Here is a 10796-nt window from a genome sequence, read left to right on the forward strand (position 1 = left end):
CCCCCTTCCGCTTCTGCCCGGATTACCCCGCTAGTCCGGGCAAGCCTCCTGCGGTGCGGCGTTGCGCCTAGCCCTCTGCCCGGATTACCCCGCTAGTCCGGGCAGACCCCCGGCCGGATTCCCGCCAAACCCGCCCTCTGCCCGGATTAGCCCGCTTGTCCGGGCAAACGGCCCGCCGGCGTGTCGCCGAGTTGTCTATTTGACCGGATAACCCCGCTTGTCCGGCCAGGCGGGGTACTGCTTTGTCTCGTCCGTCGCCCTTTGCCCGGATTACCCTGCAAGTCCGGGCAGAGGGGTAGCTGCGGGGCGTTTGTTCTGCGGAAAGCGCGCGGATCGCTTGCGTTTTGCCCGGATTACCCCGCTAGTCCGGGCAGAGTGCCTGCGGGAGCCCCGCCGAGCGCGCCCCCTGCCCGGATTACCCCGCTAGTCCGGGCGGCGATTTGGCCCGGTTGCCGGCACACGCTCTCTTCATATTATGGACACAGACGCAGGTTTTCTCATACTAATCAGAAACGACCAGTTCACAGTGGCGCCATCAGGCTGGCGCGGCAATTCAAAGCTGCGTAGGATGCCTCTTGCATGCCTTATTTGTGGACGTTATAAGAATCCTCATATTTCGCATGCATGAAACTTGACAATACAAGACTTAGATTTTATATTGTCGAGCATCAAATAAAACTCTACATGCACAATGTGAAAGTGAGGAAAGAGAAATGGCTAAGATTCTCGGTATCGACTTGGGCACCACGAATTCCGCCATGGCGGTGATGGAGGGCTCCGAGCCGGAGATCCTGGTAAACGCTGAAGGCGACCGCACTACTCCCTCCGTTGAAGGTTTCCGCAAAGACGGCGAGCGCGTGGTGGGCAAGGCCGCTAAGAACCAGGCGGTTACCAATCCTGAAAACACCGTTGCTTCCGTGAAGCGTTTCATCGGCCGTTCCTTCGGCGAAACCGCGGAAGAGCGCAAGACCGTCAGCTACAAGGTGGAGCAGGGCAAAGACGGCCGCGCCGTGATCGACATTGACGGCAAGGCCTATACCCCCGAAGAGATTTCCGCCATGGTGCTGCAGAAGTTGAAGAACGACGCGGAGAAGCAGGTGGGCCAGCCCATCACCCAGGCGGTCATCACCGTGCCCGCGTACTTCAACGACGCTCAGCGCCAGGCCACCAAGGACGCCGGCAAGATTGCCGGCCTTGAGGTGCTGCGCATCATCAACGAGCCCACCGCTGCGGCCCTTGCTTACGGCCTGGACAAGGTGGACCACGACGAGAAGATCCTCGTGTTCGACCTGGGCGGTGGCACCTTTGACGTGTCGGTGCTGGAGCTGGGCGACGGCGTGTTCGAGGTAGCCTCCACCGCCGGCGACAACCACCTGGGCGGCGATGATTGGGACCAGCGCATCATCGACTGGCTGGCCGACAAGTTCCAGGCCGACAACGGCATCGATCTGCGCAAGGATAAGATGGCCCTGCAGCGCTTGAAGGAAGCCGCTGAGAAGGCAAAGATGGAGCTTTCCGCCACCACCCAAACCAACATCAACCTGCCCTTCATCACCGCTGACGCCTCCGGCCCGAAGCACCTGGACTACACCCTTACCCGCGCCGAGTTCCAGCGCATCACCAAGGATCTGCTGGATCGCTGCAAGAAGCCGGTGGAGCAGGCGCTGAAGGACGCCGGTCTGACCAAGGGCGAAATTGACGAGGTTATCCTGGTGGGCGGCTCCACCCGTATGCCCGCCGTGCAGGAGTTGGTGAAGGACCTCACCGGCAAAACCCCCAACATGTCCGTAAACCCCGACGAGGTAGTGGCCATGGGTGCGGCCGTGCAAGGCGGCGTGCTGGCCGGCGACGTGCAGGGCATCCTGCTGCTGGACGTTACCCCGCTTTCGCTGGGCGTGGAAACCATGGGCGGCGTGATGACCAAGATGATCGAGCGCAACACCACCATTCCTACCCGCAAGACGGAAATCTACTCCACGGCGGCCGATAATCAGACCTCCGTTGAAGTGCACGTGCTGCAGGGCGAGCGCGAAATGGCCGCCGGCAACAAGACGCTGGGCCGCTTCCAGCTGACCGGCATCCCGGCTGCCCGCCGCGGCGTGCCGCAAATCGAGGTCACCTTCGACATCGACGCCAACGGCATTGTGAACGTGTCCGCTAAGGACCTGGGCACTGGCAAGCAGCAGCAGATCACCATCTCCGGCTCTACCGCGCTGTCCGACGACGAAGTGAACCGCATGGTGAAGGACGCCGAAGAGCATGCCGCCGAGGACTCGAAGCGTAAGGAAGAGGCCGAGGTGCGCAACAACGCCGACGCCCTGGTGAACGCCACCGAGCAGACGCTGAGCGAGCTGGGCGACAAGGTGCCGGCCGATGCCAAGCAGCAAGCGGAAGAGGCCATCGCCGAAACCCGCAGCGCGCTGGAGGGCACCGACATTGACGCCATCAAGGCCGCTACCGAGAAGATTCAGCAGGCCGGTTACAAGCTGGCCGAGGTGGTTTACTCCACCGAGGGCGCTGGCGCCGGCGCGCAGGCTGCTGCGGCCGAAACCGCCCCTGCCGATGACACCATCGAAGCCGACTACGAAGTAGTGGACGACGAGAACGAAGGGAAGTAAACCATGACCAGCCCGGAAAAGGACGAAGTCTTGGAATCTTCCGAAGCTGTTAACCCGAGCGCTGGCTCCCCCTCCTCTCCTTCCAGCGCCAGCGAGGAACCGGCTGCCCCCGAGGCAGCCGGCGCCCCCGCCGAGGCGGAAGTGGTTGAAGCGGAAATCGTGGAGGAAGACGCCGACGCTGAAGCGGTGGCCCAGGCCAAGGCCGAGGCGGCCGACTGGCAGGACAAGTACATGCGCCTGCACGCCGAGTGGGACACCTACCGCCGCCGCATGACCGAGCAGCGTGCCGAAGAGAAGCTGCGCGCCACCGAGAAACTGGTGGAGGGGCTGCTTCCGGTAATCGACGACTTCGAGCGCACCATCAGCTACGCCACTGACAACGGCGAAACCGGCTTGCTGGACGGCGTGAAGGCCGTGATGAACAAGCTGGTGGCGGTGCTGGAGAAGGACGGCGTTCAGGTGATAAGCCCTGAAGGCGAGGCCTTCGACGCGCTGGAGTGCCAAGCGGTGGCAACGGTGGACGACCCTGGCGCCTTCGACGAAACGGTGGCGCAGGTGTACCAAAAGGGGTACCGCATGGGCAAGAAAGTGCTGCGGCCCGCAATGGTAACCGTAACCACCGGCGGCCCAAAGAGGCCCCAGGAAGACAAGGCTGAATAGACTTCGCTACAAGACGGGCCTTCTAGGAAGAGGCCCGTCTTTTTTAAGGATTGGAACCGGTGCGGCCCGCGTGGCCGTGCCGTTAATGGAAAAGCGGCGGGGCGCCGATGCGCTGGGGCCGCTTCGGATACAAGGAGGTGGAATGCATGGCTCAAACGCCTGACTACTACAAAACCCTTGGCGTTGCCCGCAACGCCTCGGCTGAAGAGATAAAGAAGGCCTTCCGCAAGTTGGCCCGCACCCATCACCCCGACGCCGGCGGCGATGAGGCCAAGTTCAAGGAGATCAACGAAGCCTACGAAGTGCTGTCCGACGAGAAGAAACGGGCGCTGTACGACCAGTACGGCACTGCCAACGAGAACCAGATTCCCCAGGGTTGGGGCGCTGGCCAGGGCGGCTTCTCGGTGGAGGACATCTTCGGCGGCGGCGGTAGCGGCGGCGGTTTCGGCGGCAGCTGGGCCGACATCCTGGAGTCCATCCGCCATGGCGAAGGCGCCTTCGGCGGCAACTGGGACTTCGGCGGTTTCGGCAGCGGCCGTTCGGCGGCGCGCAAGGGCCAGGACATGACTGTAACCCTGAACGTCACCTTCGACGAGGCCTTCAAGGGCACTGAGAAAAAGGTGACGGTGCGCGTGCCCGGCAAGCAAGAACCGGAAACCTTCACCGTGAAGGTACCGGCTGGTGCCGTGAGCGGCGGCCGCCTGCGCTTCAAGGGCAAGGGCGCGCTGGGGGAAAACGGCGGCGAATCGGGCGATCTGCTGATTGTCACCAAGATTGCCGAGCACCCCTACTACGGCCGCGACGGCGCTGATGTGGTGGTGGACCTGCCGGTGACGGTGGCCGAAGCCGCGCTGGGCGACTCCATTGTGGTGCCCGCCCCCGACGGTACGAAGGTGCGCGTGAAGGTGCCCGCCGGCACCCAGGACGGCACTGTGCTCACCATCAAGGGCAAGGGCGCGCCGGACATCAAGAAGAAGGGCAGCACCGGCAACCTGAAAATCCGCGTTGACGTAAAGGTGCCCACCAACATGAACGACGCCCAGAAAGCGGCGATGGAAGCCTTCAAAGAAGCCACCACCGAGGAGGTAAGGTCATGGCAATGAACGACCGCAACCGCCCCGTGTACATGATTTCAGTGGCGGCCCAACTGGCAGGCGTGCATCCGCAAACGCTGCGCGCCTACGAGCAGAAAGGCCTAGTCACCCCCAAGCGCACCTCCGGCAACACCCGCATGTACAGCCAGGCCGACATCGAGCGGCTAGAGCTGATCAACGAGCTCACCGGCGAAGGCATCAACCTGGCCGGCGTGATTCGCATCCTGGATTTGCAGGGACGCTTGGACGAGCGGGATGAAGAGCTGGACAGCCTGCACCGGCGCCTGCGGAAGCTGGCCGACCGCGTGCACGAGCTGGAAACCCGCGAAAGCGTGACCGCCCTGGTGCGCGCCTCCGACATCCCGCCGGTGGTGCGCCGCCTGCGCTAGCTTGGCCCCGTCCGCAGCCTGTCGCCTGCCCACGGTCCGGCAACCCGTCCGCCACTCGGCGGCCGTTCGCGGGGCGGGACGCACCCGCGCCACCCGGCGGGCCGTTCGTAGGGCAGAGATTCTATCTCTGCCTAAGGCTACGGCTGGTAAGCAGTTTCAATTTTAGGCCGAGATAGAATCTCGGCCCTACGAAGAACAAAAGGACCGTCCTTTCATGCAAGGACCGAAGGAGAACACACATGAGACTAGATAAATTGGCCATCACCGCTCAGGAGGCATTCCAGAACGCCATGAGCGTGGCCGGCGACGCGGAAAGCGCCATCATCCAGCCCATTCATCTGCTGAAGGCGCTGCTGGATTCCGACGAAAACAATCTTTCCGCCATCATCAAGCGCATTGGGGCCGACCCGGTTTGGCTGGCGCAAAACGTCACCGACGAAATTGCGAAGATGCCGAAGCAAAGCGGCAGCGCTCCCATGCCCATCCCCAGCCAAGACCTGATTAAGGTGATTGACGGCTCGGTGAAAATTGCCGAGAAGCTGGGCGATTCCTTCGCCACCAGCGAGCACTTGCTGATTGCCCTTTCGGAGGACAAAACCGCCGCGGGCCGTATACTCACCACCGCCGGTGTCACCCGCAAGAACATCGAGGACGCCTACGACGCCCTGCGCGGCGACACCCGCGTCACTTCGCAAACCGACAAAACCCAGTTCGAGGCGCTGGAGCAGTACGGCGAAAACCTCACCCAGAAGGCCCGCGAGGGCAAGCTGGACCCGGTGATCGGCCGTTCCGACGAAATCCGCCGCACCGTGCAGGTGCTTTCCCGCCGCACCAAGAACAATCCGGTGCTCATCGGCGAACCCGGCACCGGCAAAACCGCCATTGTGGAGGGGCTGGCCCAGCGCATCGTGGCCGGCGACGTGCCTTCTTCCCTGAAGGACCGCGAAATTGTGTCGCTGGACCTGGGGGCCATGATGGCCGGCGCCAAGTACCGCGGCGAGTTTGAGGACCGTCTGAAGAACGTGCTGCGCGAGGTGAAGGAATCCAACGGCAACGTGATTCTGTTCATCGACGAGCTGCATACCATCGTGGGTGCAGGGGCTGGCGGCGACAGCTCGCTGGATGCCGGCAACATGCTGAAGCCGGCGCTGGCCCGCGGCGAGCTGCGCGCCATCGGCGCTACCACGCTGGATGAGTACCGCAAGTATATCGAGAAGGACGCCGCCCTGGAGCGCCGCTTCCAAACGGTTCTGGTGAACGAGCCCACCGTGGAAGACACCATCGCCATCCTGCGCGGCCTGAAGGAGAAGTACGAAATCCACCACGGCGTGCGCATCACCGACGGTGCCATCGTGAGCGCGGCCGAACTGTCCGACCGCTACATCACCGACCGCTTCCTGCCCGACAAGGCCATCGACCTCATGGACGAAGCCGCCAGTCGCCTGCGCATCGAAATCGACTCCATGCCCGAAGAGGTGGACATCGCCGAGCGCAAGCTGATTCAGATGCAGATTGAAGAGCAGGCGCTCATGAAGGAAAAGGACGACGCGTCGAAGGAGCGGCTGGAGAAGCTGCGCCGCGACATCGCCAACGCCCGCGAGGCGCTGGACCACCAGAAGGCCGAGTGGCAGAACGAGAAGGACGCCATCGTAAACGTGCAGAACCTAAAGGCCGAGCTGGAAAGTGCTCAGCTGGAGGAAGAGCGCGCCACCCGCGAGGGCGACCTGGTGCTGGCCTCCGAGATTCGCTACGCCCGCATTCCGCAGCTGCAGCAGCAACTGCACGCCGCCGAAGACGCGGTGAAGGTGAAGCAGCAAGACGGCGCCATCCTGAAAGAGGAAGTGACCGAAGAGGAAATTGCCTCTGTGGTTTCCGCTTGGACCGGCATCCCCGTGACGAAGATGATGCAAGGAGAGATGGACAAGCTGGTTGACCTGGAGGAAGTGCTGAAGAGCCGCGTGATCGGCCAGGACGAAGCGGTGGGCGTGGTGGCCGGCGCCATTCGCCGCAACCGCGCGGGCCTGTCCGACCCCAACCGCCCCATCGGCAGCTTCCTGTTCCTGGGCCCCACCGGCGTGGGCAAAACCGAGCTGGCCAAAACGCTGGCGGAGTACCTGTTCGATTCCGAGAAGGCCATGGTGCGCATCGACATGTCCGAGTACATGGAGAAGTTCAGCGTGCAGCGGCTGATCGGGGCGCCTCCGGGATATGTGGGCTACGAAGAGGGCGGCCAACTGACCGAGGCGGTGCGCCGTCACCCCTACTGCGTGGTGCTGCTGGACGAGGTGGAGAAAGCGCACCCCGACGTGTTCAACGTGCTGCTGCAGGTGCTGGACGACGGCCGTCTGACCGATGGCCAGGGGCGTGTGGTGAACTTCAAGAACACCATCATCATCATGACCTCCAACATTGGCAGCCAGATCATCCGCGATCACGCCGCTGAAGGCCGCGCCTTTGATGCCCAAGAGCAAACTGGCGGCGAGACCATGGGTGAAGTGGCCGAGCAGATGATGAAGATGACCCCCGAGCAGGCGGCCAAGCGCATGCAGGAGTTCACCAACCGCATTCAGGACGCGCTGGCCGGCACCTTCCGCCCGGAGTTCCTGAACCGCATCGACGACGTGATTACATTCAATGAGCTGTCCATTTCTGCCATTGAGCCCATTGTTGACCTGCAGCTGGAGGAAGTGCGCGACCGCCTGGCGGCCCGTCGCATCACGCTGGACGTTACGCCGGCGGCTATGGAGCACCTGGCCATCGACGGTTACGACCCGGTGTACGGCGCCCGCCCGTTGAAGCGCCTCATCCAGCGCCAGGTGGTGGACCGTATCGCGCAGTCGGTGATTACCGGTCAGCTGCATGACGGCGGCCACATTCTGGTGGACCTGGATGCGGAAGGGGAGTACGTCCTGCGCATCGAGGACGGTATGGCCCTGGGCGATTTGAACCTGGACGACCTGGCCAACTACGACGGTGGTCTGTCTAGCCACCTGTAAGATTTGGACACCGAAAGCAACGGCGACCTGGGCGAGGACCCGGCCATCCAGCCCATGTTTTGTGTCCGTTGCATGCAGTGGCCTTTTCTCCGCCCATCCGGACGGCAAGCCCACCCATAAGGGGCGCATCCAATCGACGCGCCCCTTTCTCGTTTCCCATTCGCACATGCGCGGCGACCAACGGCGCGGCGCGATGCGGCTGGCAGTGGCGCTGTGGCCGGCAGTGGCGTCTTGGGTAGCAGCCGCATCGCGCCCGCAGCGCCCTGGCGCGTTGCACCCTAGGCTGTGGCGAAAGTGGCAGTCGCTCGGGCGCCTCCTTCGGGGCGGTTGGTCAGCGCCAGGCAGCCGTCGTGTTTCTGACACAGCATATCGGCGATGCTCAAGCCCGCGCCAAAGTGACCGGGGCCCTCCCCTTCGCTGAAAAAGGGCTCGCGGCCGTGGGCCAGCGCTTCGGCCGAGAAGCCGGGGCCGTCGTCCTCCACCCGCAGCTTCAGCAGCGGACCGTCGGCGGTTACTTCCACCTCCACCGTCACCTGCCCGTTCGCATGGCGCAGCCCGTTGGTTACCAGGTTTTCGGCAACTTCCAGCACCAGCGGCAAGTCGATGGACGCCACCGCCCGCCGGCGCCCCTCATCGCTGGCCAGTAGGGGGCAGCGGGGGCTCGCGATTACCGTCACGCGCGCCGGTCCCTCCTTCGCCAGCTCGTCCCCCATAGCCTGCAGTTCGCTCATCAGGGCCGCAATGCTCACAGAAGCCCTGTTCACCGGCCTATCGTCCAGTCGCTGCAGGGTGCTCATGGTTTCTACGTAGCTTTCCAGCCGCTGCACTTGGGCCAGCAACGTAGCGCAAGTGCTCACTAGTTCTTCCGGTTGCAACGTGCCGCTGTCCGCCCGCTGCGCCAGAATCTCCAGCCGCCCCTGCAGCACCACCAGCGGTGTGCGCAAGTCGTGGGCAAAGGCTGTGTTCAGCCGCTTGCGGTCCTCCGCCGTCTGCCACAGCTGCCGTTGCGACCGCTCCAGTGATTGCCGCATGGTCTCGAAGGATTCCGTCAGCTTGCCCATTTCATCATGGCGCCCATAGGCCACAGAGAAATCCAGGTCTTGCTGGGCGATGGAATCCGCCGCCCCTTCCAAAAGCGCCACCGGTTTCGCCAGGCGCCGGCGGTAGAACAGGTTGGCCGCCGCGGCGAAGCAAAGGGCGAACCACAGCACCACCAGAACGTAAGCGCCTTTCTCCAGGTGGTTGCGCAAGTCGATATCGGCCCCGGTGTACATGCTGGTGGGGAAGTAGTCGAAGGGGGCTGCCAGCGGGCCGAACTTCTCCTGGAACAGCTGCTGCGCCTGGGCCGCCGTTTCGGGCATGGCCCCCAAAGCCGCCGTGTAGCCGCGCGCTGCGAGGCCGTCCGGATCTGCCTTCAGTGCCGCCACAAACTGCTCCCAGTCGTGCTGGTAATAGCTCTTCATCGCAGAGCGCGTTTCCTCGGGGTCCCACGGAAAAAGTTCGACGGAAGACCCGGTTGAATCAGTTGCCGAGTTTTCGCCATCCGAGAAGAAATGGGAATTGGCGCCGTAAATGGTAACCGGGCCATCCATGCTCCGAATGTCCGAAATGGGCGTGGCGTCTTGGCCGCCGTCGCTGACGGGAATGCAAACTGGCAGGAAGCTTTCTTCGTCTAGGCTGATGTTGATGGTCTTAGCGGGCACCAGCGCCTGATTGGCGGGGTCGTACAGATAGGTGTAGGTGCCGTTGTAGGAGTCGTCGTAGATGGCTTGCTGCGCGCGGCTGAGCGCGAACAGCGTGGCGAACGACAGCGCCACGGATGCCGCCAGCGCCACGGCCATGTAGCCGGTGAAGGCTTTCCGCAGTGTGACTTTGCGGCGAAGTTTTGCCCCCAGAGAGGGAGGCGGGGTGGATTGCGTCATGATGCACCTCCGATGAGCAGGACAAATGCCCCGCAACAATGGTATTTTAGGTGGACGGGTTAGCGGGCGGGCCTAGCCGCGCCAGCGGTATCCCAGCCCCCAAACGGTTTCAATAGGGTCGGTTTCAGCCCCGGCGTCCAGCAGCTTCTTGCGGATGCGGCGTACGTGCTCGGTTACCACCAACGGACTGCTGGCCGCGTCCCAGCCGCCCACTTTCTGGTGGATAAGATCGCGGTCGAACACGCGCCCCGGGTGCTTCGCCAAAAGCGAAACAATGGCGAATTCCCGCGGGGTAAGGCCAACGGGGCTGCCGTCGGCGAAAACCGCGCATTGGCGAAAGTCGATGGTCACGTTGCCGGCGAATCGCACCTCGGCCCCGCCGCCGGCCGCTTGCCGCCCCTCGCGCGCCAAGTGGGCGGCCACCCGCGCCGCCAGCACCGGCAGCGAGAACGGCTTGGGGATGTAGTCGTCGGCCCCCGCCTCGAACCCCTCCAGCGCATCGGCGTCTTCCACCCGCGCCGTGAGGAACAAGATGGGGCAATGCAGGTGTTGGCGCAGGCGGCGGCACACCTCAAGCCCGTCGGCTTTCGGCATAGCCACGTCCAGCAGCACCAGGTCGGGCCCTTCCTGGGCCAGCTGCAGCGCCTCTTCGCCATTGCGGGCGGCCAGCACCCGATAGCCTTGGCCGGCGAAAAAGTCCTTCAGCAGCTCAAGGATGTCCGGCTCGTCGTCGGCCACCAGCAGGGTGTATGTTCCATCGGCTTTCATGAGCCCAGCTTAACACCCGCATCTCTACGCAATATCAACGGAGAAGATTTTTTTGAGCGCAATCCGCCCCTTGCGGCCTGCGGGGCGTGCGCCATCGGCGGGGCGGCGGGGGTTGTGGGCGAGGTGTGAAATGCGTTGGCCCGGCAATGTACTAAAATGCCAGCATGCGAAAGCTGAAGGCGAACATATTTGAACGGAGCGAAGGGCCGCTGCTCAGCGTGCTTACCATGATTTTGTCGTTATGCACGTTTTTAGTGGTGCTGTGGATTCTCATGACCGTCGTGCGCGTGCTTGTGGGGTGGCCGCTGTGATGGAGCTGTTCGCCCCCGCGCCCCCGCCAACGCCCGCC

Annotated in this window: 8 protein-coding genes; 6 read left to right on the forward strand and 2 right to left on the reverse strand. The window is 63.4% G+C overall.

Annotated features, from left to right (window positions below; genetic code table 11):
* Positions 1-713: 713 nt before the first annotated feature.
* From dnaK to DMP11_RS09805, 5 genes are all read left to right on the forward strand, one after another.
* Positions 714-2618 (forward strand): molecular chaperone DnaK, encoded by a 1905-nt coding sequence (gene dnaK, locus DMP11_RS09785; protein ID WP_123186303.1) that lies wholly within the window; start codon positions 714-716, stop codon positions 2616-2618.
* Between the two features lie 3 nt (positions 2619-2621).
* Complete coding sequence (locus DMP11_RS09790) at positions 2622-3278, forward strand: nucleotide exchange factor GrpE (RefSeq protein ID WP_123186304.1); 657 nt, start codon at positions 2622-2624, stop codon at positions 3276-3278.
* A 146-nt stretch (positions 3279-3424) separates the two neighbouring features.
* The gene (locus DMP11_RS09795) at positions 3425-4381 is read left to right on the forward strand and encodes a DnaJ C-terminal domain-containing protein (protein WP_123186309.1); all 957 of its coding nucleotides are present in this window, start codon (positions 3425-3427) and stop codon (positions 4379-4381) included.
* Positions 4372-4761, forward strand: a complete 390-nt coding sequence (locus DMP11_RS09800) for a heat shock protein transcriptional repressor HspR (RefSeq protein WP_235869445.1) — start codon at positions 4372-4374, stop codon at positions 4759-4761. The genes DMP11_RS09795 and DMP11_RS09800 overlap by 10 nt, the downstream gene beginning before the upstream one ends.
* Before the next feature lie 239 nt (positions 4762-5000).
* Positions 5001-7757, forward strand: a complete 2757-nt coding sequence (locus tag DMP11_RS09805; RefSeq protein ID WP_123186305.1) for an ATP-dependent Clp protease ATP-binding subunit — start codon at positions 5001-5003, stop codon at positions 7755-7757.
* A gap of 278 nt (positions 7758-8035) precedes the next feature.
* On the opposite strand, the gene DMP11_RS09810 is transcribed toward DMP11_RS09805, so the two are convergent.
* A complete protein-coding gene (locus DMP11_RS09810) occupies positions 8036-9679 on the reverse strand; it encodes a HAMP domain-containing sensor histidine kinase (RefSeq protein ID WP_123186306.1) in 1644 nt (547 codons plus the stop codon).
* A 72-nt stretch (positions 9680-9751) separates the two neighbouring features.
* Positions 9752-10447 (reverse strand): response regulator transcription factor, encoded by a 696-nt coding sequence (locus DMP11_RS09815; protein ID WP_123186307.1) that lies wholly within the window; start codon positions 10445-10447, stop codon positions 9752-9754.
* Between the two features lie 164 nt (positions 10448-10611).
* On the opposite strand from DMP11_RS09815, the gene DMP11_RS10335 reads away from it, so the two are divergent.
* Positions 10612-10758 (forward strand): hypothetical protein, encoded by a 147-nt coding sequence (locus tag DMP11_RS10335; RefSeq protein ID WP_161555362.1) that lies wholly within the window; start codon positions 10612-10614, stop codon positions 10756-10758.
* Positions 10759-10796 lie beyond the last annotated feature (38 nt).

The sequence above is a fragment of the Parvibacter caecicola genome (genome assembly GCF_003725335.1).
GTDB lineage: Bacteria > Actinomycetota > Coriobacteriia > Coriobacteriales > Eggerthellaceae > Parvibacter > Parvibacter caecicola.

What these genes read in the sequence shown, in the direction of transcription:
- dnaK (WP_123186303.1), top strand. Translation starts at nt 714, where the DNA reads ATGGCTAAGATTCTCGGTATCGACTTGGGCACCACGAATTCCGCCATG.
- DMP11_RS09790 (WP_123186304.1), top strand. Translation starts at nt 2,622, where the DNA reads ATGACCAGCCCGGAAAAGGACGAAGTCTTGGAATCTTCCGAAGCTGTT.
- DMP11_RS09795 (WP_123186309.1), top strand. Translation starts at nt 3,425, where the DNA reads ATGGCTCAAACGCCTGACTACTACAAAACCCTTGGCGTTGCCCGCAAC.
- DMP11_RS09800 (WP_235869445.1), top strand. Translation starts at nt 4,372, where the DNA reads ATGGCAATGAACGACCGCAACCGCCCCGTGTACATGATTTCAGTGGCG.
- DMP11_RS09805 (WP_123186305.1), top strand. Translation starts at nt 5,001, where the DNA reads ATGAGACTAGATAAATTGGCCATCACCGCTCAGGAGGCATTCCAGAAC.
- DMP11_RS09810 (WP_123186306.1), bottom strand. Translation starts at nt 9,679, where the DNA reads ATGACGCAATCCACCCCGCCTCCCTCTCTGGGGGCAAAACTTCGCCGC.
- DMP11_RS09815 (WP_123186307.1), bottom strand. Translation starts at nt 10,447, where the DNA reads ATGAAAGCCGATGGAACATACACCCTGCTGGTGGCCGACGACGAGCCG.
- DMP11_RS10335 (WP_161555362.1), top strand. Translation starts at nt 10,612, where the DNA reads ATGCGAAAGCTGAAGGCGAACATATTTGAACGGAGCGAAGGGCCGCTG.